A 25,280-nucleotide genomic window follows, 5' to 3' on the forward strand; every position below is an offset into this window, starting at 1 on the left:
CTTTTGGTCCGGCGCGTCTGAGTTACAGCTTGGCCGCGCGTTCGGGCGTCAGCCTTCCGCGCAGAAAGTCCCACAGGCCGATCAGATTGCCGCTCAGACGGCCCCGACGGTCGACCCAAGGCTCCGGCGCAACGCTTCGCACAATATTGCTGCCCACGTTACGCAGAACATGGTCAAGCGCATCGCGCAACGGCATCGTATTCTTTCTCACCAGATAGAGCGGATTGATAACCTGCGAATAGCCGAACTTGCGCCCAGATACTCTTCCGCGCTTGACGCCCAGGTGCACCCCGAGCGCAGTATTGATGCGAACCACGCGGCTGCCCAGATTCCAGATCTGGCCTCCAAAGTCGCGGTCCTCCTGCCAGCCATAGAGAACCAGGCGCTCGTCGAAGCGAAGGCCTGCAATGCTGCGCGCCCGGAATGCCATATTGCATCCATAGGGACCGCCCGTCGAAGTGATGGATAACCTCTCCGGAATTTCATTCGTCCTGGCGAGGATTGCCCGTCCCTCTTCGAAAGAATAACCCGGTCCATGGATGCCATCCGCGATGACGGTTCCAGTCACGCAGGCAATCGAGGGGTCGCTGTCCATGACCTTGAGGACTTCCTGAATCCATGTGCCATGCATCAGGAAATCATCGTCCAGAAAGATCACGACATCGAAGCCGTCCGGCACATGGTTCAACGCATTGTTACGTTGCGCGGGGAGGCCGGGCTTCCCCTTGATCACGAGTATTCCGGGGTGGCTGGCCACGTTGCCCACATCCTCATCCGACACGCAGGAGACAATGGTCAGGTCCGGCTTGACAGTCTGCAAATCGACGAAGGCGATGACATGCTCAAGGAGTTCGGCGCGGCCCCGCGTGGCGAAGATCAGGCAGATTCTTGATCGTTTGCCGGGAGAGGAGCCTTTGTCGGGGCTTATTTTCACAGTTTCCATCCTCAGTTCCTATGCTGGAGCCAACTTCCGCGGTCTGGTCTCGGGCTGAAAATCCCAGATGCCACAAGCAACGCCAGCCCGCATATAGGAGGGCATGGTATGGGTGACGCAGATACAACACTGCTGCCTACCGCACACGCAAGCGCACGCGTCTCGAGCGGGGGCCGCGGTGAGTGTGTTCCGCATGGAATGTGCCGAAAGGACGCTGCCTGAGCATGAAGGATGGTTGCGCTTACGTGGGGTAGGTCGCAGTACGCGTACTGGCGAGCCGATACTATTCAGGGACAAACTGACCGGCGCTGCGTCGCGCGTCGTCATCGAGCGGACCAGCCATTGGCCAGGCCCGCAGTCAAAAGAATGATTGGGGGAATTCCCGGTGAGCGTCACATTACGCAGGCCCGTGGCCGGCTATCGGCCGGACATTGATGGATTACGCGCGGTCGCGGTTATCTCAGTCGTCATTTTTCATGCGTTCCCGACAGTGTTGGCCGGTGGCTTCGCCGGTGTGGACATCTTCTTCGCGATCTCCGGCTACCTGATTTCGCAGCACATCATCGAGACGCTCGATCAGGGACGTTTCAGCCTGATTGACTTCTACGTACGGCGGATCAAGCGCATCTATCCGGCGCTCATCACCGTGATGGTCGCCACGCTTGCGGCGGGCATCGCGCTGATGGCCTCGGGCGAACTCAGGCAGCTCGCCGCGGATGCGCTCGCGAGCGTCGCGTTCGTCGCGAACATCTATTTTTATATGACGCGCGACTACTTTTCGCAGGGCGCGTCGGCAAGCCCGCTATTGCATCTGTGGTCGCTCGGCGTGGAGGAGCAGTACTACATCATCTGGCCGGTAGCGCTGTTCGTGCTCTGGCGATTCACGAGCCGGCGCGTGGCGACGTTTGCGATCGCGGCGGCCATCTTGCTCTCGCTTGCCTGCAGTATCGTGCTGAGCAGGACGCACGCTATCGCAGCGTTCTATCTGCCGCTCACGCGCTTCTGGGAATTGCTGTTCGGTTCCGCGCTCGCATGGGCGCAGTTTCATTCCGCCAAACGCGCCGCCATGCCTGCAGGCGACACGGTGCAGGCAGGCCGCCTGACGCTGCGCGATCTGGCCTCGGCGGCAGGCGCGATTCTCCTTGCCACGAGCTTCGCGCTGTTCGATCCGGGTACGGTGTTTCCGGGCTGGCGTGCGGCACTGCCTGCCGGCGGCGCTACGCTCATCATTGCCGCGGGTCCGGCGGCGTGGTTCAACCGGCGCGTGCTTTCCGTCAAGCCGATGACCTACATCGGACTCGTCAGCTACCCGCTCTATCTCTGGCATTGGCCGATACTGGTCTTTGTGCGTCTGTTGAGCAGCGATACGCCAACCGTTGCCATGCTGGTCGCCGCCATCGTCGTCGCCTTTGCGTTGTCATCCATCACATTCAGGTTTATCGAGAGGCCTGTGCGCTACAGCCGCGTGGTGCAATGGTATCCGCTGCGCGCAGCGTGCGTTCTCGTCGCGATGATGATGGGCATCGGCCTGTCCAGCTACGCGATCTCGCGCGACAACGGCTTGCCCGGCCGTTTCCCCGATGCGAACTTTGGTGCGAATCCGGAACACTGGGCATCCACCGATGCGTGCAAGAAGGCCTTCCCGGCCTCCGAGCTATGTGTAATGCCCGCGCCCAACGGCCGTCCCGAGATTGCCTTGCTCGGCGACAGTCACGCCAATCACTTTTACGATGGGCTGCAACCGGCATTGGCATCCGACGGGGATAGCCTCTTTGCGGTCGGCGCCGGCAATTGCCCACCGTTCTCCGACGTCGACATTTATCTTGATAAACACGTCAAGCATTGCTCGGAGCTGTTCCGCAGCGTGCTCGATTACGTTGTGAATTCGCCCGACGTCCATTCGGTGATCCTGTCGAGCTATGCCATTTCGACGATCGCGGGTGGCCTCGACTATGGCGAGGGCGACACCATCCGTCTGCTGACAGCGGACAGCGGCCGGGCGGGTCTGACGACGGTAGGTCAGAGCGACGGGAGCAACCTGAGCGTCTATCTCGCGGGTCTCGAACACACCCTGACCCGGCTCACTGCCGCAGGTAAGCGCGTGGTGTTCGTGCTCGACACGCCGGAGCTGGATTTCGATCCCAGCACCTGCGTACGCCGTCCTGTGCAATTTTCGCTGCGCTCACCCTGCGCGGTCCCACGCGCGAAAGTCGAGCGTCGACTGACGCGCGCGGAAACGCGCATCCTCGCGGTGCTGGCGAGGTATCCCGGTGTAAAGGTGTTCAATCCGCTGCCGTTCCTGTGCGATGCGCAGAATTGCTACGCGCGGCGGGGCGGCGAGTTCATGTACGCGGACCGGGATCACCTGACGCCTGACGGTTCACGCTACGTCGGCAAGTGGCTCGCGCAAGACGTCGAAGACGCAGACGGGACCTGAGCCAGTCAGATCGCGTCCTGTTTGACGGACACGTTGCGTGCCGGGACGTCATGGGCAGCCATAACCGGCTGGTTGATTACCGCGTGCCTCGTTCCATGCCGCGGCATCTTCAGTAGCCGGTGCAACAGCCGGCGCGCGCCGGTGTGCAGCGGCTTGTCGACGAACCAGTAGAGCATGCCGCCCACTGCGGTCGCCACGACGATGATGGTCGCCACCCCGATGGGCGACGTGACGTCAAAACCGTGGATCGCCTTTGGCAAAAGTTTGCGCGCGGCTTCGACGCAGTAGGGATGGCTCAGGTAGACGGCATAGCTGGCATTGCCAACGAATATCGCGCCACGGGTCAGCGGGTCGGAACCGATCATCGATTCGAGACTCAGGCTGCCGAAGACCATCAGAAACGCCGGAATGCCGAAATACAGCAGCGGCGCATCGGCCATCTGGTGCCAGTCGACGAACGCCATCCACACGTAACATCCTGCCACCGTGCAGGCGGCGAGGACCGGATTGATCCGGATCCCACGCTTCCAGAGCCACCAGGCCGTGAAGCCGAGCGGGAACTCAAAGACGCGCTCGTGAGAGTAGAACGTGGCAATCGCGCCGTGCGAGCCGGATGCCCTGACTACGCAAAAGATCGCGAGAATCAACGCCGATGCGAATAGCAGCCGATGGCGGCGCATCAGTATCAACGACACGGCGGCGACCATGTAAAACATCATTTCGTAGTTCAGCGTCCAGCCGACGAACAACATCGGGAAGATTTCGCCGCTTTCCTTGCGGTAGGGAATGAAAAGCAGTGACTTGAGCAGGTTCCCGAGATTGGCCGTGGTTGAATTGAACAATGACGGGGCGATCAGGGTGGCGGCGAACACGCTGAAGGTCAGCAGCCAGTAGAGCGGCACGATCCGGGCAATGCGGTCGGCGAGGAAGTGCCGTGCGGTCATGCCGGGGCTATCCAGCACGAGTGCGATCACAAAGCCGCTCAGCACGAAGAAAATATCCACACCGAATCCGCCGAACGTGTGGCCGGTCGGCGCGAGGGTGTGAAAGAAAATCACCGTCGTGGCTGCGATGGCGCGCAGCACGGTTAGCGAGTGGAGCTTGTTCGTCATGGGCGGCTCATTGGCTACTTTGCGCCCAGCGGCGCGTGTAGTTGCGCATCGACGCGACCAGCTCGAGCAAACGCGCGTAGGCTCGCGGTTCGGTGCGCGCGCTCCACGCGAGCGCAACGGCTGTCGTGCCGAGCCAGACCACGATAGCGGGCCACGTGAGTGGAGCGAAGACGAGCGTGCCGACATACGCGAGCGCGATGATCAGCGCCGGCACGGCCAGCATGCGCGTTGGCCGGGCATCGAGGCGCGCGGCATGGAGCAGCAGCACGCCATCGAGCAGGCAGCGCGCGCTCCATGCGAGTGCAGCGCCCAGTACGCCGAAGTGTTGCAGCATCCACCACAGCAGGGCGAAGAACGGCAACATTTCGTAGGCCTGGAAACGCGCGACGATGCCGGGCTTGCCGATTGCCTGCAGGTGACAGGCGGCGAGCGATGCAATCGAGGTGAGCCAGATGCCGACGAGAATCGTTTCACCCACCGACGCGGCCCGTGCGGCGAAGTCCTGGCCCACCCACAGCGAGAGAAACGGATGCATCAGGAATATGCCGAACACGGTCATCGGCGTGAGTGCGGCGGCGAGGCCCCGTATCGAGCTGGAGGAGAGCGCTGCGGCGCTCGCGGCGTCGAGCGCAGAGAGGCGCGGAAATAGCGTCCGGACAATGACCGAGGGAAAGATCCGCACACGGCCGGCGAGATTGAACGGCACCTGATAGTAGGTGACCGCCTGCGGGCCAAGCGCGTGGCCGATCATGAGGCGGTCGGCGGTCTCCAGCAGAGGCTGCGCGAGGCTGGTCACGCTGATCCAGGCGCCGTACGAAAAGAGTTTGCCGATCAGGTCGCGGCGCGGGCCGGCGGCGAGGCGCAGCGGAAAGACGCGCCACACCGCGAACGCGGTCACCAGCAGCGCCGCGATCCCGGCCACTAGCGTGCCGTACACCAGATACCGCAGGTTCGGGCCGAAGAGAAGCGCCGCCCCAAGCGGCACGAGCTGGTACATCAGGGTGACCGGAAGCGTGACGACGTTGAGCGTGCCAAAACGCTCGCGCCCCACCAGTGCGCCGTTGAAAACGGAAATGAGGTTCGAGAGCGGCACGAGGCAGGCCACGCAGGGCAGCGCGGGCAACAACTCGTTACGCAGGTCCGGACCCATGTCGAAGTACGAGAGCAGAACGTGCATGAGCCCATAAAGTGCGACGCCGCCCGCGAGACCCAGTGCGGCGTTGAGGATCAACGCGGTCCACAGGACGGCCTCGCGCTCGCGGTGCGGCTCTTCGCCGAGTTGCGCGATGCGGTTGGACGTCGCGGATGACAGCCCCAGATCGAGAAAGCCGAAATAGCCCTGCACCATCCAGACGATGGCGAGCACTCCGTAGCGCGCTGCGCCGATGTAGTGCAGATAAATGGGCGTCGTCACCAGCGCGACGAACATGGGCAAGATTCCGCCGATGAAGTTGAGCGTGGCGCTGCGTTTGAGGCTGGGTCTAGCTGTCATGTGGTACTCCAATGCGCGACTTGCACATTCTGGCCGAGGCGGCCCGGAGCGTTTGTGTGTCGGCGCACGGTGGGGTGGGCTTTGCATTATTAAAATTCGCTTGCACCGCGGGGCAAGGCGGTTATGGGCGTTTGCGTGCCGCAGCGGCATGCATGTTGCATGCTGCAGTTGCGTGCGGTAGGCAGCAGTGCCGCGTTTTGTGCGCCGATAACCTGTCTTCTTGAGAAAACTGCTTCGTCCTGCGTGATGTCGTCACATTCGGTCGTCCGCAACATCGTGCGCACTATTGCGAAGAACATTCACGCGTGAGCGTACGGAAAGGCTATGAAAACGATCGCATCGAAAACGATAGCGTTCAACGGCAAGTTCTTCGGAGCGGCGCCGACGGGCGTGCACAGGGTGGCGGAGCAGCTGGTCGCCGCAACGGATGCCCTGATCGCCGGGCAGGGCGGTAACGGCGTGAACTACGCCGTCGTAGTCAGAGATCGGGTCGAGATTCCGCCTTACCGCAATATTTCGTGCGTTCGCGAGAGTCATTGGGCTCGCAAGATCCACAGGATCGCGTGGGAACAAGGCTATCTTCCTTTCGCGCGCAGGAAGGATTTCATTCTCAATCTCTGCAATCTTGGGCCGCTGCTTCATCGCAATTCGGCGACGATGATTCACGACGCCCAGGTGTATTCCGCACCCGAATCCTATTCCCGGGGTTTTCGGACGTGGTACAAGTTTCTGTTCTTTTTCATCGGCAAGCGGCACAAGATCATTTTTACCGTTTCGGAGTTCTCCAAACAGGAGCTCGTACGTTACGGCGTTGCCAGTGCCGACAAGATCGTCGTCGTACACAACGGTTGCGACCATGTTTTGCAGGTTGTGCCGGACGAGGGGCAACTCGCGGCATTGCGCCTCACGCCGCGACGCTATGTGCTTGCGCTCGCGAATACCCAGAAGCACAAAAACATCGGTGTCCTGCTCAAGGCCTTCGCCGATGCGGAGCTGCGGGGCGTCGAGCTCGTGCTGTTCGGTGGCGCGACACAGGCCGATTTTGAAAATCTGGGGCACGTGGTACCGCCCAACGTGCGATTTGCCGGCCGCATTAGCGATCCGGAGCTCGTTGGACTGATGATCAATGCCGGCGCGCTCGCCTTTCCGTCGCTAACGGAAGGGTTTGGTTTGCCGCCGCTGGAAGCGATGGCGCTGGGCTGTCCGGTTGTGGCCGCGCCGTTCGGCGCACTTCCGGAGGTGTGCGGCGAGGCCGCGCTGTTTGCGGACCCTTTCAGCCCGGACGCGTGGCGTCTGAATATTCTGAAGGCGCTCGACAACGAAGCCGTGCGGCATTACCTGATAGCCGCCGGACGCCGGCAGGCTGACGGCTTCACCTGGAAACAGGCGGCGCGCAACCTGTGCGACGCCCTGAAGGCGGCGAACCGCTAACTTGCCTGAAGACAGAGATATTTGGGGTAAACAATGTCGATTGATGTTGATTTCTCATTGGCGCTGAATGATCGTACCGGGAAGCTTTTTTTGGGGAGGGACATTATTTCCTCGCTCGGTCACCGGATCGCGAAGGTCCGCTACGGGCGATTTCACGGATTTCCGCCCAATAATTTCATGCGCCGTGTGGTGGGTCGCCTGACCCACAAGGAAACCATCGCGAGGGTGTATAGGCCCCGGTTGGCTTCGTTCATGCCGGTCATTCGTACGCCCCGTCCTACGTTGCATCTCGATCCGCTCAGCGTCGTGCGTCATCGCCTGGAGGCGAGGGACATCGTGCTCTGTCACGACGTCGGTCCAATCACGCATCCGCAATACTTTGCCCCTGGCGTGAATGATCTGTACAGCCAGGCTTATGAGCAGATCCGTCGAACCGGGCCTCACATGGTGTTTGTCAGCAAGACGTCCCAGCGGGAATTTCATCGGCTCTACGGTGACGAATTTGCTTCGTCGAATGTCATCTACATTCCGACCCGGTTGGGGGTAACGGAGGGCGAAGGGCGCCCGGTGGATGGACTGGAGTTACCCTTTATCCTGACCGTCGGGAGTATCGGTGACCGTAAAAACCAGGCCCGTTGTATCGAGGCCTTCGCGGCAAGCGGGCTGGCGGAGAAAGGGTGGCGGTATGTGATCGTCGGTGGGCGCGAGCCCGGTGCGGATAACGCTATCCAGCTGGCGAAGCAAACCCCCGGGGTTGTGATGCCGGGATATACGACTGATGAGGAGCTTCGCTGGCTCTACCGTAACGCATCCGGTTTTGTGCTGATGAGTCTGCTGGAAGGATTCGGAATGCCGGTTGTCGAAGCAACGGAGCATGATTTGCCGTGCCTCGTTTCCAGCTCCAGTATTTTGACGGAGATAGGTGGGGAGGCGATGCTGGACGCCGATCCGCTCGATCCTGAATCGATCGCATCGGGTATGCGGTTGCTGGCCGGCATGCCGGACGAGGAACGTGCCCGGAGAATTTCCCAGGCCCGTTCGCATCTCCTGAATTTTGCCCGCGAACCCATCCTCGCCAGCTGGAGGGAGCTGATCGAGAGGGTGAGCTGAAGCGGACAGGAAAATTACGACTGTGATGCCGGATTAGCGGACCCGCTCCAGATTGCGAACGATACGCCTGCGCACGGGAACGACAACCTTCATCACCGATGACTTCGCATTGTCGGTGCCGGGGTTCGTACCGGGCGGCTGGGGAGTGACACCGAGTTTGCGGAGGAAGTGATTGGCGGCAAAGATACGGCCACGGGCCCGGCTCGCGTCGGTCTCGTAGACGAACGCATAGGACACGCTACGTTCCGCGCCGGTTTGAACCCAATGGGGCGCGTCCTGCGGCTGATGAAAGCCATTACCGGGCACGAGGTCGAAGACGTGTTCGAGGCTCTTGTCGCGCGTGGCGAGATCCACCTGGCCGATCTCGATTTTGCCCTGCACGTAGAAATCCTCAAGCTCATCTTCCCGAACCGCACTCGGACGATAGACGTGGTATTGCTTGCCGCCCTCGATCTGAAAGAAGTGATTGATTTCCGGATCGAAATGAAACGGTGTGGTCGAGGAGGCGGAGCTGATGAAGATGGCCGATTCGAGCCGCACGATCTTTTCACCGTTGAGACCGCCGCGCAGTTCGGCCACTTTTGCAAACAGTGTGTCCAGCAGTTCTCGAAAGCCGGCGTCATAATTTTCGGGCCGCTTCAAAAGCACGCGCGTCGGCCCCATGGCAAGCTGGGCGAGCGCTTCATCCGGTTTCGACGGTTTTGCCTTGACATCGAAGAACCTGGTCCCCGGCGTGGGGGCCGAGTTGGAGACGTAATAATCCGCGGGTTGCTCACGATACTTCTTTGCCAGCTCCATCAATGCCTCCGGCTGGAACATCGGCAGCTGATGCAGATAGTGTTTGAAACTGAACGGCGTATTGTTGAACGCGGTCTTGTAGACAGCGGGATCAACGGTCAGTAGAGCATCGGCAGAAGGTAGCATTATTGTCAATCCGGACTAGGTGAAACAACTTCTCAAACGCGGCAGGAACCGATGCCCATTCATCCAACTCCGCGTTCTGCGGCACTAACCGCCTCTGCGCAAAGCCGACCTGGCAGCTTCGCGAACGGCCTTCGCTGTCCCAAACGCCATAGCCTTGGCGCGATCCTTCACCGGGCTTTGTCCGGGTGGAGTGGGATTGATTCCAAGCTTCCTGAGGTGATGGTTGGCCCGATAGATATCCGCTCGCACGGAGTCGATAAACTGGAAGTTCACGCTCAAAGTCACTGAGATGTTGTCGGCGTTCTTCAACCAGTGGGGACAGTTGACAGGAACGTGAACGCCATTTCCGGGAGCCAGTTTGTACAGGCGCGCGCGGTCCTGCAGTTCGGGTCTATAGTTTGGCGCGTTGTTGTCCACCGCCCAGAATTCCTCGATTTCCTCCTCTGGAAGAATCTGCCGGTCTTGACGATCGAAGACGTACAGATCCTTTTCCCCTTGGAGCTGAAGAATGAAATTGCATTCACGATCGATGTGATAGGCCGTCACCCGCTTCGGCGACGTCACGAAGATGATGATGTCTTCCCTGCTGATCTGGGGTTCGATGTGGCGTCCAACGAGATCCTTGACCTCTTCCATCGCTTGTCTGTACAGCTCGGTATAGAGCGGATCTCGTTGCGCACTTCTGAAAATGAACCAGGCGTCCGACTCTTCCAGCTGGGTTAGCGCGTTCAGTGGTGAGAACGCGCGATTCGTATCTCGCCATTTTTGACCAGGTGCGACGTTGCCCATGTCGTAGTAGAGATCAAATGGGCGCGTCTTCAGGGTTCGCTCCGCGAGGCCCATCAATTGAGGGAGTTGAAACAGCGGATGGCCCGCCAGATGGTGGGCGACCTCGAAGCTCTTCCGCTCGAAATTCTCGCGGAACAGCGAAGAATCCGAGTCGATCCATTTGTCAGGCAATGTCGCTTCAAGTACTGGGGGAACCGTGGACATGTCCATGCGATCGCTCCTTGCAGTCTGATCAGGAAGCCGTCTCATCCAGCCGCTCGCTTGGCGGCACTGGTATTAAAATCTTTATCTATAAAACGGTACTATTTCAGGGGTTTCGAATAAACCGCTCTGTTGCAACTGGCTCATATGGCCTGAAGTGTGGTCCGTGTTCGCCCCGGCGAATGTGCGCCGTCGCTCATGTCATGCTATTTGGTTAAAGGTGTGAGTAGTGGCGCGTCTGCGCGCGTGCTTGCAGTGAAGCTCGGCTGCAGAAAGCCGAACACTTCGGCATCCGTGACCGGTTTGAGATGCAATCCGAACGCAGTGTTCAGGGAAGTGACAAGGTGTTGCGTCCAGAGGGTATTCCAGACTACGCCGGCATGTCCGTCGGCAAGGACAGCGTTGTGCGGATCATCGCCGGATGCATTGGTGATTGCCCAGCCAGGCGACAGATGCACGGTCTTGTACAGCGGACGGCCCTGGTCGTCGCGGGTGCCCCACAGACTCCTGAACCAGGCGCGATCATCGAGAAAGTGGACATGTCGATCCGCCGCGGCCAACTTGCGCAAGCCGTTGTCGAAGCGATCAAGGCCTGCGTCGATATTGGCTATCTGTCCGGCCGATTGCCAATTGTCGAACTTGATCGACCAGTCCGCATTGCTGAGCACACCCACCAGCACGATATTCGTATCCGGGTGTTTTCTGCGGATCAGAGCGACGCTCTCGGCGATTGCGCCAATGCAGGCGTTGATCGCGGCCCCGGGGCGCGAAGCATTCGGATCACGGGAGAGCTCGTCGAGGATGTCTTGCGCACCGAGATCGTTGATGCCAATCCGGATCAGCACGATGCCGCCTCGCCAGGCTTGTGGCTCGGTGTCCATCAGGTCGACGAGGCGGGGCGTCTCGCGCAACGGATGGCCCATCAGTTGATTGCAGGTAGCGCCGCTGACGGCAAAATTGTAGCGATAGTCGTCCTTGCGAGGCGCCCGGGCGAGAGCACCGAAAGCCTCGTCGAAATAGGCGCGATACTTGCCGGTGCCCCACGTCCCCCAGTCGCCGAGGTCGATCTGGTTGCCCCGCAGCCGGGCGAGGACTTCGGTCCACTGCCAGGTGGTTGCGCGCCGGGGGCCGCCTCGCATGTTCGGGTCTCCCAACATCCGCGTGTCATGGTAGGACTGGCTATCGGAATCCCCGAGCACTGCAAGTCGTATCCTGTCAGACGGCATCGGCAAGCCGGCAGCAAGGGCGGTGGGCGGGCGGCGGAACAGGTAAGGCATGGCGAGCGTGACAAAGATCAGGCCGGCCACGGTCAGTGCACCCAGAAACGCCGCCAATAGCACTCTACGCAAACGGGACATAACCCAGCCGCCTTGTCGAGTCACGTCCCGTTCTGGCGCAAAGGACTATTTTTGAAGCCACTTCTGATCTAGGCCTCGGCACGGCTCAGCAATGCTGCCGGGGCGTCCTGCTCACCCGAACTGGCTGCAACCCTGTTCGCTCCGATTCCGCCCAGGCGTTCACGCAATTGCTTGCCGATCACCGCAGAGCCGGCGGGGCGGAAAATCTGATCGTGCATGCCCGGCACCTCGGTGACGACCAGCCTGTTCCCGACCACCGGTTGCCATCCCAGGTCCCACGCGAACAGACGCCCTTTGAGCACCTGGCCACTGCGGAAGATCTGGACGTCGCCGTCATAGGGTGCCGGACGGTAGCGGGCCTGCTGAGCCAGCAAATACTCGATGTACCAGCGATTCTCAGAAACCATATGCTCCGACGCATTACCCTTGATGAGGCCGAGCCTGAGAGCAAGGTCCGCGATGCCGAGCCAGCGCACGATCCGATACTGCTTGAGGAAGGCGACCATGGAGGTTTCGCCGCGCATGGCCTTGCGGAAGTCGCGCGGGATGTTGTCCGCACGCACCTGCATCTTGCGCAATTTCTGATCGTACCAGGGCATCGACTCGCGATAACCCGGGCACCATGAATCGTTGAGAACGACGAGCTCTACCGTTTCGCCCTCGCGCCGCAGCTGATGGGCCGCCTCCAGCGATAGCGAACCCAGCACGCAATGTCCCATGAGGATGTAGGGACCTGTTGGCCGGGCCAGCCTGATCAGGCGTACGGCGTCCGCGGCGATATCCTGGAAGGCCCGCGGTGGGAACTCACGCGGCGGCCCTTCGGGCACCATCGGAATGTCGATGATGGGCCGGTCGGTGCCGATCTGCCGGGCCAGTTCGTAGAATACGGCCGTGTTGTTGAGCACGATGATCGGCGTGCCCGGCGCGTTCTCGTTGAAGCGCACGATGTTGCGTACTTTTGCCTCGATCTCGGCCTGACTCATGAAACCGCTGGCGCCGACGCCTGCCGTGAGTTTCACCGTCTCTTTCGCCGGTGCGGGTGCTGGCGAGCGCTGCGTGACGATTTCAACGGTTTCCAGCACCTCGCGCCACTTCGCCAGATGACGGTCGATCGTCTCGACATCGTAGAGGTCCGTGTCGCCTTCGCAGGAGATGCGCCAGCCATCCGGGCGCCGCACCATAAAGAAGTTGAGATCGTAGAGTGCGCCCGCGTTGAACGAGGGCGAGGTCGTCGCGGCGAAATCCTGGCGGCGAACCTCGTCGCCCATGCCGACGAAGCTTTGCTGCAGGGCGAAGTTCACCGAGCAAAGCGGCGGGCGATCTACGCTGGAAACCTCGCCGGCCATCTGCATCATCTCTTCGAACGGCAAGTGCAGATGTTCGATCGCGTCGCTAAGCTTGGCGCCACACTGCGCGATTATGGAGGCAACGGTGCTGCCTTCCGGAACGTCGAGGCGCAGGATCACCGTGTTGATGAGCGGTCCGACGACGCCCTCGAGTTCCTGTTGATCGCGCACCGACATCTGCGTGCTGATCGCTACCCTGGTCTGGCCGGCCGCCGTTTGCAGCGCCATCGCGAGGCCCGCAGCCGCCACGCTGAACAGCGTCACGCCCTGGGCCTTGGCGGCCGCTATCAGGCGATCGCTCAGCGCAGCGGGCAACAGAATGGAGCGAATGACGCCCTGGAAGCGCCGCTCCTGCGGCCGGGGACGATCGCCAGGAACGTCGAAGCGGCTGAAACCCTGAAGCTCCTGACGCCAATGGGTGCGGGCGCGATCGAGCGCGCCGCTGGTCAGGAACGCTTCCTTCCACAACGCGTAGTCGCCATGATGAAGGTCGACCTCGGGGAATTCGGCGTCATGGCCGGCATGCAATGCGGCAAGGCCTTCCACTAGCTCGCGCGTGAGGATTGCGAAGGACCAGCCGTCCATCACAAGCGAGTGGAAGGTCAGCTGCAATTCGCCCTGCGTGTTCGACCGGGGCAACCACACGGCGCGGAAGAAGGAGGGGGACGACAATGCGAAAGGCGTGCGAGCCTGCTGTCTGCCGACACGTTCGTCCTCGGCAAGGGCAGCCTTCTCGTCGAAACCGGCAAGGTCGACCACTTCGAGCTGGAAGGGCGCGAAGCTCCAGACCTGCTGCTGCAGCCCCGCCCCCGTCATCAGGAAGCCAGTGCGTAATATCTCGTGCCGTGCAACCAGTTCGCTGAGTACGCGTTCGATCCTCGCGGCATTCAGCGGCCCGGACAACTGCAGCCTGAAGGCGATATTGAGCGCGGACGCCTTCGGCGATGCGTTCTGTTCATGCCAGAACCGCACCTGGCAGGCGGTCGCCGGGAACAAGGCGAAGCTGGCTTCGCTCTCGTCGGTCTCGGCGATCCTTAAGGCTATCCCGTTCATTGCTCAGATCCCCCCTGCGTTCTTGCGCTTGAAGTTCAGGATCGATGGCCGGTTCACCGCAGGAGCCTCCATCGATTCGTTCTCCTGCGTGCCGTCAAGGCTTGCCGCCAATTCGGCGATCGTGACATTCTTCATGAGCTGACGTGCATCCACGCCCAGTCCGCGCTCGTTCATTCGCGCGACGATGCGGAACAGCTGCAGGCTGTCTGCGCCGAGGCTGAAGAACTGCTGGTCGATGCCGACATGCTGCAGGCCGAGCACGTCTGCCCAGATTGCCGCGAGGGTAGCCTGGGTCGGTGTCATCGCTGCGGGTTTGAACACGATGAGTTCGGGCTCCGCCGGTTCCACCGCGGCTGGTTCCACCGGCGTGGAGGCAGGCTGAACCACCTTGAGCGCAGCGTGTGATTGACGCACAGGCGCCGCCACCATATCCGCCGTCGGCACCGGCAGCGCTTTACGGTCGAGCTTGCCGTTGCTGGTCTGCGGCAGCGCGTCGAGCGTCATCCACAGAGTCGGCACCATGTAGGCCGGCAGTTGCGCGGCAACGTGCGCTGCGACCGCGCCCTGGTCGGTCTTGTCCGAGGCCGTCTCGACGATGTAGGCCGCGAGGCGAGGGCTGCCGTTGACCGTATGCAGGGCCACGGCTGCCGCGGCGACGCCAGGCGCCTTGCGCAGGGCAGCTTCGATATCCTCGATCTCGATGCGGAAGCCGCGCAGCTTGATCTGCTGGTCGCGACGGCCGAGGTGTTGCAACGAGCCGTCGGCGAGCCGTTTTGCGAGGTCGCCCGTGCGATAGAGCCGGCTCGGCGCAGCGCCCTCGATGGCCACCTGCCTGAAGGCGGCGTCGGTGAGATCGGTACGGTTGAAATAGCCCTTTGCGAGGCCTTCACCGCCGATCCACAGTTCGCCGCTGACACCTTGCGGCGCCAGACGCAGGTCGTCTGTCAGCACATGCAGTTGCGTATTGGCGAGCGGGGCGCCGATCACCACCGGTCCGTTGGCAACGACACGCGAGGCCGCAGACCAGATCGTGGTTTCGGTCGGGCCGTAGAGGTTCCACACCTGCGCGCCGGTCGCCAGCAGGTCGTCGGCGAGATCGCGCGGCAAGCCTTCACCGCCGCACAGGATCTTGAAGTTCTCCGGTGCCTTGAAGCCCGCTTCCAGCAGCATGCGCCAGAGCGACGGCGTTGCCTGAAGCGCGGTGGCGTTCTGCTCCTTCAGCCGGGTCACCAGTTCGAAGCCGGTGCGTACTTCCTCATGACCTGCAATGAAGGTCTGTCCACCGACGATGAGCGGCAGGAACAGTTCGAGACCGGAAATATCGAACGAGAAGGTAGTAACCGCGATGATGCGGTCGCTAGCCGTGAAGCCTGGCGCTTCCTTCATCGACAACAGGAAGTTGCTCAGGGCGCGATGGGGAATATCCACGCCCTTGGGCTGGCCGGTCGAGCCCGACGTGAAGATCACGTAGGCCGAATCGGTATCCGGCACGATGGGCAAAGACACGGCCGCGTCGTCGCGTTGCGCGAGCAGAGCCTCGAGTTCCAGCACGCGATGTTCGCCCGCTTCCAGCACGGTGCGGCTTGCGCTATCGCTGAGGATAGCGGCAATGCCGGCACCATCGAGGATCTGGCGCAGGCGCGCAGGCGGCATCGTCATGTCGAGCGGCACGTAGGCGCAACCGGCACGCCACACGCCGATCATGGCGGCCACGGTCATCGCCGTGCGGTCCATGGCGATGGCGATGCGTCCGCGCGGTGCGATACCCGCCGCCACGAGTCTGCGGGCGATCTGGCTGGCGCGTGCATCGAGCGCGCCATACGTCAGGCGCGTCGTCTCGTCCGACACGGCTGCGGCGTCGGGGGTTTGGCGAGCCTGCGCAGCGATCAGCGCAGCGGTCGTCTGCGAGAGATCGTAGGCGCGCCCGGAGGCGTTCAGTTCGTCGCGCAGGTGGCGGATTTCGCCATCGTTGAGCAGAGGCAGTGCCGCAACCGGCGTTTCGGGATCGCGGGCGATCGCCGTCAGCAAGGTTTCGTAATGGCCGAGCCAGCGCTGGATCGTCGCCTCGTCATAGACGTCGGTGTTGAAGTCGCAATCCAGACGAAGTCCCTGCGCCGATTCGATGACGTTCAGGAACAGATCGAAGTTGCTATAGGCCTTTGCGTTCGGCGCAAAGCGCGTGGTGACGCCGGCCATGTCGAGCTGCCCGTCGACCTTCTCCAGATTGAACTGCAGATCGGTCAGCGGAAGCCGGTTGAAGTCACGCTTGATACCGAGTTCGCGCACCAGCGCGCCGTAGGTGTAGTTCTGCCGGTCGCCAGCGTCGAAGAGGTGATCGCGCACCGCCTTCATGTGCGCGGCGAAAGGCTTGTCGCCATCGAATCTGACGCGCAATGGCAGGAAGTTGACGCAGTGCCCGACCAGCAGCGCTTCGCCGGCTTGCGACTGACCTGCCATCGGTGCGGCGATGACGACATCGTCCCTGCCGGACAGGCGGCCGAACAGTACTTGAGCGGCGCCGAACAGGGCGGCAAACAGCGAGCAGCCCTGCTTCGACGCAGCGGTTTTGACCTGCTTGAGAAGATCAGCACCCAGATGACGTGTCGTCGATGCACCGTTGAAGGTCTTCACCTCGGGGCGCGCGCGGTCGCCGGGCAAGTCGAGTTGCGGAGCGGGCTCGCGATGAAGGTTCAGCCAGAACTCGCGCGTCTCCTTGTCGATGCCGGCCTCATCCTGATCCTTGGCAAAGGCGAGAAAGCTCTGCACTTCGTCGAGCTCAGGCGCTTGGCCTGAAATTTCAGCCGAGTAGAGCGCTTGCAGATCGCGCAGGACGATGTTGATCGACCAGCCGTCGCAGACGATGTGATGCGCGGTGAACACGAACGCCCATTTCTGGCTTTCCAGACGGATCAACGCGGCACGCACGAGCGGAGCGCGGGTGAGATCGAACACCTCACGCGCTTCCGCATCGACGAGGGCCTTGAGATCGCCGGCTGCATCGGCGTGGCCGGAGAAGTCGATTCTTTCCAGTGGCACGGTCGTCGCTGCATCCACGAACATCGTATCGCCGACGCGCGAGAAGTGAGCGCGCAACGCATCGTGACGGGCAATCGTCGCCGCGAAGGCGCGTTCGAAAGCCGCTTCGTTCAGGTTGCCCATGAGCTCGAGCGTGAAAGACTCATTGAACGCGAGCGATGCTTCGTGGCCGAGCTGGGCCGACATCCAGATTTCTTTCTGCGGCTCGGTGAGCGGCGACTGCGTGAGCTGTTTCGCTTCGACCGGGGTCGTGAGAGACGGTGCTTCCTGCGTGCTTCCGAGAATGCCGACGCTCTGGAGTGCGCGAATGCTTTCGACGAAGGCATCGCCGATCTTGCGGATGTCCTCATCCGAATGGCTGGTGGTCAGGAAGCAGGGGAAGCCTTCCATGATGTGCACGCCGAGGTAACGCATATAGGCATAGAACAGACTGCCCAGACGATCCTCGCCTGCGAAGCTGATATAGAACCAGCTCGAGAACGATTCCGCCCGCGTGGTGATGCCGACTTTTTCCAGATGCGTATTGATGCGCTGTACGAGGCCCTCCATACGTGCACCGAGCGATTCCTGCAGCGCCGGACCGGCCTCCTTGAGATGCATGAGAACGGCTTTCATCGCGGCCAGCACGACCGGGTGGCGCACGAAGGTGCCTGCGAAGAAGGTCGGCGGGACTTCGGGAACCGACGCGTCGCCGAATTGCCACTGGCCGCCGTCGAGCGCATCCATGTACTGGGCGCTGCCGGCGAGCACGCCGACGGGCAGACCGCCGCCGACCACCTTGCCGTACGTCGCCATGTCGCCCTTGATGCCCCAGTAGCCTTGCATGCCGGCCGGGTGCACGCGAAAACCCGTCACAACCTCGTCGACGATCAGCGCGGACTCGTTGGCCGCGGTGACCTCGCGCAATTGCTGAACGAATTCCTTCGGCCGCAGATTGGGATGGCGCGACTGCACAGGCTCGATCAGGACCGCGGCGATATCGTCGATGTTGGCCTTGATCCACTCGAGGCTTTCGGACCTGGCGTAGGGCAGCACGACCATGTTGCCCACGGAGCTCTGCGGGATGCCGGGTGCGAGCGGGAACGCACGCGGCACGCCGGCTTCGCTGCCCGGCTTGACAAGCACTTCGTCGAACTGGCCGTGATAGTCGCCGTCGAAGCAGACGACCTTCTCCTTGCCCGTCACGGTACGCGCGAGACGCATTGCTGCCATCACGGCTTCGGAGCCGGTATTGCAGAAGGTGACGCGCTCATGTCCGGTCATCTCGGCGAACATCTGGGCGACTTCGCCCGCAAGCGGTGACTGAGGTCCGATGGCGAAGCCTTCCGCCATCTGCGCGTTCACCGCTTCGACCACGAAATCCGGCGTATGGCCAAACGCGGTCTGGCCGTAGCCGTTGACCACGTCGATATATTCATTGCCGTCGACGTCCCAGATCTTCGAACCTTTGGAACGCTGGGCGACGATCGGGTAGACGAGTTCCTTCCATTCCTCGCGGAAACCGCTCGCGGTGCGCGGATCGGCAAGCACCGCACGATAGGTCTGCGTACGAGCCTTGGAGGTGGCTGTTTTGGCCGAGTAGCGAACCGACAGGTCGGCGATGAACGCCGTCTGCGCATCCGTGATCTGCGCCGAGCTGGATGCGCCCGGCTTGTACGCGGTGAAGCGCGTCGGCCGGTTCTCCTCGAACTTGATCTCGGGGGCAGCGGCCCGCGCGGGCACTGCGGCTGGCTTCGGAGCCACGGCCGGTGCCGGCGCGGCAGGGGCCTGGGCGGCCACAACCGTTGCTGCTACAGGCTGCTGGACGGCTGCCGGTGCGCCCTGCAGCAGGTCGAGCTGACGCGACATCAGCGACTGCATCGCCGCGAGTTGATCGCGGAACACCGATTGAATGTCGCCCGTGGCCGGGGTGGCCGCAAACGGAGCGGCCGCTGCGACAACAGTGACCGGTGCGGCCACGCTAGGCGCGGCCGGCGCTGCAACGGCTACGGCCACTGCGGCAGGCGCGGCCTCGGCCACGACCGGCGCGACCTGCGGTTCCGGGTCAGGCGGCAATGCGCCATCGAGGAACTGCGCCAGGGCGGGCAGCGTCGGGTAGTCGCTCATGATCTGCCGGAAGCTGATCGTGACATCGTAGCGGCGGCGAAGCTGGCGGGACACCTGTCCCATGAACAGAGAGTCGTAACCGAGATCCCAGAAGGTCACGTCCGGATTGGACGTATCCGGCGCCTCGCCGGACATCTCGGCGAGAAGTGATGCCAGTTCGGCAATGAGACGCGGTTTGCGGTCGATTTGGTCAGTATGGGCCATGGCAGTCTGAGGAATGTCGGTTATGACGTCGGACGAAGCTGGAGCGGCGAGCGTCGCGGCGGGCATCGTCGTGTGATGTGAAGAAGCGGTTGCAGGGGCATCGATCCAATGCCGTTCCGGTTCGAACGGATAGGTCGGTAGCGAAATGCGGTGGCCGGCTTCGGCCCGGACGTTTTGCCAGTTCGGCGTGACCCCGTTCAGCCACAGTCGCCCGGTTGCTTCGGCGAGGACTGAGAGTTCACGGTCGCGCATGGCGAAATCAGGCAGCGAGGCAATCGCGCCCAGATGCCGGTCCTTGGGCAATCCCGGCATGACGAAGGTCGACAGTGTCCGGCCGGGACCGATTTCGAGAAGCAGCGGTTTGCCCTCGGCAGTCACCGTGGTCAGTGCGTCGCTGAAGCGCACGACATTGCGGCAATGACTGGCCCAGTAATGTCCCGGCACCGGCTGATCCATCGACGCCCACTGTCCGGTCACCGAGGACACGTACGGGATCTTCGGCCTTGCGAAAGAAAGACTGTCCGCGAGCTTCGCGAGATCGTCCACGACACCGGACATCATGCGCGAGTGGAAGGCATGAGACGTATGCAGCCGTCGATGCTCGATATCGCCCGCTTTCAGTGTGGCTTCGAAAGCCTCGACCGCGACGAAGGGGCCCGCTACGACGCTGAGCGACGGCGCATTGACTGCGGCCAGATCGACGTCAGCGGGCAGAAGGGGGACGAGGTCCGTCTCGGACAGGCGTACCACCAGCATCGCGCCCGGTTCGGCCGACTGCATGAGCGCACCGCGCCTGGCGATCAGGTACAGCGCATCCTCGAAGGTGATCGCCTCGGCCACGCAGGCGGCGACCAGTTCGCCGATGCTATGGCCGATCATGGCCGTCGGCTTGATGCCGCGCGACATCCACAGTTGCGCCAGCGCATATTCGACCAGGAACAGGGCCGGCTGCGCGTAGAGCGTCGAACGGATGGGATGCGGGGTATCGTCGCCTTCCGGGGAGTCGCTCAACAGCAGGGTGCGGATGTCGAGGCCGACATGCGGGGCCAGCGCTTCGGCACCCTTGTCGATCCACTGGCGATAGACCGGCTCGGTGCGATAGAGCGCTTGTCCCATGCCCGGGTACTGCGCGCCCTGGCCAGGAAACATGAACACAACCGGAGGCGTGGCTTGAGGGGCCTGTGCTTCGATCGCTCCTTTGACGAGCCGAGCCTGAGCCTGGTCGACACTGTCCGCGATGACGACGGCGCGATGCGCGAAGTCACGGCGACCCGTTTGCAGCGTCGCGGCCACGTTGGTGAGCGAGACGCCGGGGTTGGCTGCCAGATGCCCGGCGAGATTAGCCTTGGCCCGTTCGAGCGCTGCCGCGCTCCGTGCCGAGAGCGGCAAAATCTGCAGCGCTTCTTGTGACTTTTCTTGCGGCTCACATGCGGCGTCGACACGGCGCGGCGCTTCTTCCAGCACCACGTGGACATTCGTACCGCCGACGCCGAATGAACTCACGCCGGCGCGACGCGGCGTCGCGCCGGCAGCCCAGGCGTTCGCGCCGACGTTGAAAAAGAAGGGGCTGTTAGCGACATCGATGCCCGGGTTGGCTGAACGGAAATGCAGGAGCGGCGGCAAGACCCGGTCGCGCAGCGCGAGCGACGCAGCGATGAAGCCCGTCACGCCGGCGGCCGCGTCGAGGTGGCCGACATTGGCCTTCGCCGAGCCGAGTGCGCAGAACTGGCCGCCTTCGACGCCGCCGAGGCGGAATGCCTGCACGAGACCCGCGAACTCGATCGGGTCGCCGAGCGGCGTCGCCGTACCATGAGCCTCGATGTAGCCAATGGAGGCTGCATCTACACCGGCTTCGGCGTGCGCGATCGCAATGGCGCGAGCCTGCGCATCGACGCTAGGCGCCGTGAAACCGACCTTGTCGGAGCCGTCGTTGTTGATGCCGACACCACGGATTACGGCATAGATCGGATCCTCGTCGGCGATCGCGTCCTCGAGACGTTTCAGCAGGACAACCCCAGCGCCGCTGCCGAATACCGTGCCCTTGGCCTCGGCATCGAACGGGCGGCACACGCCGTCGGGCGCGCCCATCCCGCCTTCTTCATAGTAGTAGCCGCGCTTTTGCGGGAAGGTGATCGACACACCGCCGGCCAGTGCCATGTCACAGCGGCCCGAGCGCAGGTTCTCTACGGCGAGACCAATCGCAGTCAGCGAGGTCGAGCAGGCCGTCTGCACTGAGAGAGCTGGTCCCTTGAGACCCAGCTTGTACGCGGTGCGCGTGGCGACGAAATCACCGGCCCCGACCAGCTTTTGATACTCGCCGATCTGGAACTGGCTCGTGAACTCGTCGATGACGCCACGGTCCGTCAGCACATGCTTGAGGAAGTAGGTGTTCATCGAGGTGCCGGCGAATACGCCGACGGCGCCTGCGATCGTCGCCGGATCGTAGCCGGCATCTTCGAACGCCTCCCAGGCGATCTCGAGGAACAGGCGCTGTTGCGGGTCGGTCAGCGCTGCCTCGCGCGCGAGCATCCCGAAGAAGCCTGCATCGAAGCGGTCGACGTCCGGAAGGATCGGCCGTGCCTTGACATAACTGACGTCGCGGCGCGAGCTCTCGTCGAAACTGTCTTCCAGTTCCGCCACGTCGAAATGGGTGATGCAGTCGCGTCCCGCGAGGATGTTGGCCCACAGCTCGGAGACATTGCGCGCGCCCGGAAACCGTCCGGACATGCCGATGACGGCGATTGCCCCGCCCTGGGCATCCCGGCGTTGCCGGATTGCCTCGTTCTTTACCGCTCCGAGGGTGGTGCGCAGGTGCGCGGCCAGCGCCTCGACATTGGGATGGCGAAACAGATCCACTAGCGCCATCTTTGCCGCTACATCGCGCGCGATGATGGCGTGGGCCCGCATCAGATCCAGCGAGCGCAGTCCAAGGTCGAAGAAGTTCGCGCGGCGATCCACGGGGTTGCCGAGAATTCCCTCGAACACGGCTGCCAGCTTGCCGGCGATATCGTCGCCCACCTGCTGCGCCGCAGCTGATGCGGCTGCACGCGCATCGGCCTGCGTGAGCTCCTCGAGCAACGCTTTGCGGTTGACCTTGCCGTTCGGCGTAAGAGGAAAGGCCGACAGGACACGCAACTCCGTCGGCACCATGTAGTCGGGCAATGCAGTCTTGAGGTAAGCGCGTAGTCCGGCCAGGAAGACGTCAGACTCCGCCGCGTCGGCCTTCACGAAGCCGGCGATGGACTTGCCTCTGCGGCCATCGAATGCCGCCACCGCCGCATCGCCGACGCCGGGAGCCGCACGCAGGGCATGTTCGATTTCATCGAGCTCGATACGTTTGCCGGCGATCTTGATCTGCCGGTCGTTGCGACCCAGGAAATCGATCGCACCGTCCGGGCGCCGGCGCACCAGGTCGCCGGTGCGATAGAGCTTGCCGCTGGGGCTGAAGACGTCGTCGACGAACTTCTCCGCGCTCAGTTCGGGGCGATTGAGGTAGCCGAGCGCCACGCCGTCACCGCCCACGACGAGCTCACCGACTTCTCCTTCGACAACCGGCACGAGCTTCTCGTCCACGATATAGACGTGCGTGCCCGCGATGGCGTCGCCGATCGGAATGGCGTCGCCATTTGCCAGGGCTTCGCCAGTGCGCGGAATGCGGTAGCAGCAGGAGAAGGTCGTGTTCTCGGTCGGGCCGTAGCCATTGATGATCTGCAGCTCGGGATGCGCCTCCATGACCTTGCGGATATGGACGGGTGACAGCACGTCGCCGCCGGTCAGCGCCTCCTTGAGCGGAAGAAAGGCTTCCGGCCGATAGTCGGCGAGCGCATTGAAAAGGCCGGCTGTGAACCAGGCGCCGGTCGCGCCGAGTCGCGCAATCTCAGAGGCGATCGTGTCGAGCGAAGGCTGAACCTCGTTGATGATCGCAGCGCACCCGCCGTTCAGCAGCGGACCCCAGATCTCCAGCGTACTGGCATCGAAAGCGAGCGGCGCCAGGTTGAGAAAGCGCGTCTGCGGCGACAGCTCAGCGAAGCTCTGGCCATGCACGAGGCGCAGAATCGCGCGGTGCGGCACGATCACGCCCTTGGGTTTGCCGGTCGAGCCGGAGGTGTACATGATGTAGGCGGGGTCGTCGCGGCCGCAAGCCTGGAGCGGAGCGGGATCCGCCGTCTCCGCCGATGTCACGATATCCGACAGATCGACCGCTACGCCAGTCAGGTCGCCGACGCTGGCGAGAGCCGCCCCTTCCGCGATGATGAGCTTGGGCGAGCAATCGGCCACGATGAAATCGAGTTGTGCGCGGGGATAGGCCGGATCCAGCGGCACGTAGACGGCGCCGACGCGCAGGATCGCCAGCATCAGGGCCAGCGTGTCGCGACTGCGTGGAACCATGATGGCGCAGCGCTCGCCTCGTTCCAGTCCCATGCGGGACAGGACGGTGGCAAGGCGCGCCGAGCGTTCGCCGAGTTCGGCATAACGCTCTTCACCCGTTGCGTCGATCACAGCAAGATGATCGCGAAACTCTGCACATACGACATCGAAGCACGCTGCCACGCCAGGTACATGACCTGCCCCGTTCGGCAAGTCGCCTGGATAGTTGTCTCTGTGTGACATTTGCCGCTCTCTAATAATTTAGATGAAGGCCTTGTACTGAGCTACGCCTGGCCATTAGCGCGCAGCTAGCGCACATAACGGCGGCCGGTCCCGGCAGGCGCAAGCAGCACGAGGCTCTCTGCACCTGACCCGTGTCTCAAGCGCGAAAGATGCTGTAAGTGAAAGTTAATCTTTCGCGGACCACCTCTCCGTACGCCTTCGCACACACGAGCGATTCAACAACACATCAGCTCGACGAGATTGCGTGTTCAGAGCGTGTCAGGCGCCCGCGCTAAAGCCTGGAATCTGACGGGAGAACAGACTGCACGACGTTGAAGCAGACGCCGTCCGTCAATTCATTTCGACAATCGACCAGTCCGTGCTTCGGGCCGCTACCGCTCCCGCGCAGGTCGAACTGGGTGACAGGGCGCAGATGCGCCACTGGGTTGCTTCCTCCGCCTCGCCGCCGACTAGGCGCGGTGTCGTGTCGCCGCGAATGGACAGATCGAACTCGAAATGGGCCGGGGGCAGGGTAAAGCCGGTGCCGAGCGCTTTCAGGCAGGCTTCTTTGCGCGCCCAGCTTTCGAAGAAGACCTCTTGCCGTTCTTCATCCGGCAACGCGCTGAATTCCGCGCACTCCTGTATGGAGAACACTTCGAGTGGCACACACTCTTCGATCGGTCGAACGTTTTCTACGTCGATGCCGACTTCGAAGCCGTTCGAGATGGCGAGAGCCGCCGCACTCTCGCTGTGGCTGAGGTTGAAGCAGACCGTCCATCCGACAGGCTGGAGGTTGCAGAACGGTTTGCCGTCGGGACCATAGTCGAGGGCGACCTGTCGCGGCGATAAGCCGAGATAGCGGCTCAGGAGTTCCCTGAGTTCGCCTCGACCTGCCACATAGCGACGGCGATGCCGTTCGAAGCGGAACTTGTCGGCGCGCTCGCGCTCTTGCGTCGACAGCATGGCCCAGTGCCGATCGAAATCGTCACCGCAGACATCGAGATCCCACTGCCAGACATGCACTTCCTGTGCAGAGGGCGGTGTGAGGAGAGAAGAGGACATTGAAAAACCTGGATTCGACTGGCAGCGACACCCACGCGTCGCGGCGCACAGGACAGCAAACCGGCGTTCAGGAGGACGCCGGCTTTATCACGCGC

The 25,280-nt window shown here is 62.5% G+C and carries 12 protein-coding genes; 3 read left to right on the forward strand and 9 right to left on the reverse strand.

The genetic code is table 11. From position 1 onward, the window contains the following. Positions 1–22: 22 nt before the first annotated feature. The gene (locus P3T20_RS19290) at positions 23–943 is read right to left on the reverse strand and encodes a glycosyltransferase family 2 protein (RefSeq protein ID WP_074264924.1); all 921 of its coding nucleotides are present in this window, start codon (positions 941–943) and stop codon (positions 23–25) included. A gap of 376 nt (positions 944–1,319) precedes the next feature. Here P3T20_RS19290 and P3T20_RS19295 point away from each other — a divergent pair, with 376 nt between their 5' ends. After that, positions 1,320–3,371 (forward strand): acyltransferase family protein, encoded by a 2,052-nt coding sequence (locus tag P3T20_RS19295; RefSeq protein WP_167379389.1) that lies wholly within the window; start codon positions 1,320–1,322, stop codon positions 3,369–3,371. Between the two features lie 5 nt (positions 3,372–3,376). On the opposite strand, the gene P3T20_RS19300 is transcribed toward P3T20_RS19295, so the two are convergent. Beyond that, complete coding sequence (locus P3T20_RS19300) at positions 3,377–4,483, reverse strand: acyltransferase family protein (protein ID WP_429287559.1); 1,107 nt, start codon at positions 4,481–4,483, stop codon at positions 3,377–3,379. A 7-nt stretch (positions 4,484–4,490) separates the two neighbouring features. Next, positions 4,491–5,975, reverse strand: coding sequence for a flippase (locus P3T20_RS19305; RefSeq protein ID WP_429287560.1), 1,485 nt, complete (start codon positions 5,973–5,975; stop codon positions 4,491–4,493). Between the two features lie 324 nt (positions 5,976–6,299). Between P3T20_RS19305 and P3T20_RS19310 the strand changes: the two genes are divergently transcribed. Both P3T20_RS19310 and P3T20_RS19315 read left to right on the forward strand, forming a co-directional pair. After that, complete coding sequence (locus P3T20_RS19310; protein WP_429287561.1) at positions 6,300–7,406, forward strand: glycosyltransferase family 4 protein; 1,107 nt, start codon at positions 6,300–6,302, stop codon at positions 7,404–7,406. 33 nt (positions 7,407–7,439) lie between these two features. Further along, positions 7,440–8,516, forward strand: a complete 1,077-nt coding sequence (locus P3T20_RS19315) for a glycosyltransferase family 4 protein (RefSeq protein ID WP_429287562.1) — start codon at positions 7,440–7,442, stop codon at positions 8,514–8,516. A 33-nt stretch (positions 8,517–8,549) separates the two neighbouring features. Here the strand turns inward: P3T20_RS19315 and P3T20_RS19320 are convergent, their stop codons facing one another. The 6 genes from P3T20_RS19320 to P3T20_RS19345 form a co-directional block, all read right to left on the reverse strand. Beyond that, complete coding sequence (locus tag P3T20_RS19320; protein ID WP_429287563.1) at positions 8,550–9,440, reverse strand: hypothetical protein; 891 nt, start codon at positions 9,438–9,440, stop codon at positions 8,550–8,552. 84 nt (positions 9,441–9,524) lie between these two features. Continuing rightward, a complete protein-coding gene (locus P3T20_RS19325; RefSeq protein WP_074264917.1) occupies positions 9,525–10,439 on the reverse strand; it encodes a transcriptional regulator in 915 nt (304 codons plus the stop codon). Positions 10,440–10,636: 197 nt separating this feature from the next. Continuing rightward, on the reverse strand, positions 10,637–11,737 hold the full coding sequence (locus tag P3T20_RS19330) for an SGNH/GDSL hydrolase family protein (protein ID WP_429287564.1): 1,101 nt from the start codon (positions 11,735–11,737) through the stop codon (positions 10,637–10,639). A 119-nt stretch (positions 11,738–11,856) separates the two neighbouring features. Further along, entirely contained in the window at positions 11,857–14,187 is a 2,331-nt protein-coding gene (locus P3T20_RS19335; RefSeq protein ID WP_429287565.1) for a condensation domain-containing protein, read from the reverse strand. A 3-nt stretch (positions 14,188–14,190) separates the two neighbouring features. Next, a complete protein-coding gene (locus tag P3T20_RS19340) occupies positions 14,191–24,144 on the reverse strand; it encodes an amino acid adenylation domain-containing protein (protein ID WP_429287566.1) in 9,954 nt (3,317 codons plus the stop codon). Between the two features lie 330 nt (positions 24,145–24,474). Next, positions 24,475–25,185: a 4'-phosphopantetheinyl transferase family protein gene (locus P3T20_RS19345; RefSeq protein ID WP_074264913.1), complete on the reverse strand. Its 711-nt coding sequence runs from the start codon at positions 25,183–25,185 to the stop codon at positions 24,475–24,477. Positions 25,186–25,280: the final 95 nt, after the last annotated feature.

Source organism: Paraburkholderia sp. GAS206C (genome assembly GCF_050435645.1).
GTDB lineage: Bacteria > Pseudomonadota > Gammaproteobacteria > Burkholderiales > Burkholderiaceae > Paraburkholderia > Paraburkholderia phenazinium_B.

What these genes read in the sequence shown, in the direction of transcription:
- P3T20_RS19290 (WP_074264924.1), bottom strand. Translation starts at nt 943, where the DNA reads ATGGAAACTGTGAAAATAAGCCCCGACAAAGGCTCCTCTCCCGGCAAA.
- P3T20_RS19300 (WP_429287559.1), bottom strand. Translation starts at nt 4,483, where the DNA reads ATGACGAACAAGCTCCACTCGCTAACCGTGCTGCGCGCCATCGCAGCC.
- P3T20_RS19305 (WP_429287560.1), bottom strand. Translation starts at nt 5,975, where the DNA reads ATGACAGCTAGACCCAGCCTCAAACGCAGCGCCACGCTCAACTTCATC.
- P3T20_RS19310 (WP_429287561.1), top strand. Translation starts at nt 6,300, where the DNA reads ATGAAAACGATCGCATCGAAAACGATAGCGTTCAACGGCAAGTTCTTC.
- P3T20_RS19315 (WP_429287562.1), top strand. Translation starts at nt 7,440, where the DNA reads ATGTCGATTGATGTTGATTTCTCATTGGCGCTGAATGATCGTACCGGG.
- P3T20_RS19320 (WP_429287563.1), bottom strand. Translation starts at nt 9,440, where the DNA reads ATGCTACCTTCTGCCGATGCTCTACTGACCGTTGATCCCGCTGTCTAC.
- P3T20_RS19325 (WP_074264917.1), bottom strand. Translation starts at nt 10,439, where the DNA reads ATGGACATGTCCACGGTTCCCCCAGTACTTGAAGCGACATTGCCTGAC.
- P3T20_RS19335 (WP_429287565.1), bottom strand. Translation starts at nt 14,187, where the DNA reads ATGAACGGGATAGCCTTAAGGATCGCCGAGACCGACGAGAGCGAAGCC.
- P3T20_RS19340 (WP_429287566.1), bottom strand. Translation starts at nt 24,144, where the DNA reads ATGTCACACAGAGACAACTATCCAGGCGACTTGCCGAACGGGGCAGGT.
- P3T20_RS19345 (WP_074264913.1), bottom strand. Translation starts at nt 25,185, where the DNA reads ATGTCCTCTTCTCTCCTCACACCGCCCTCTGCACAGGAAGTGCATGTC.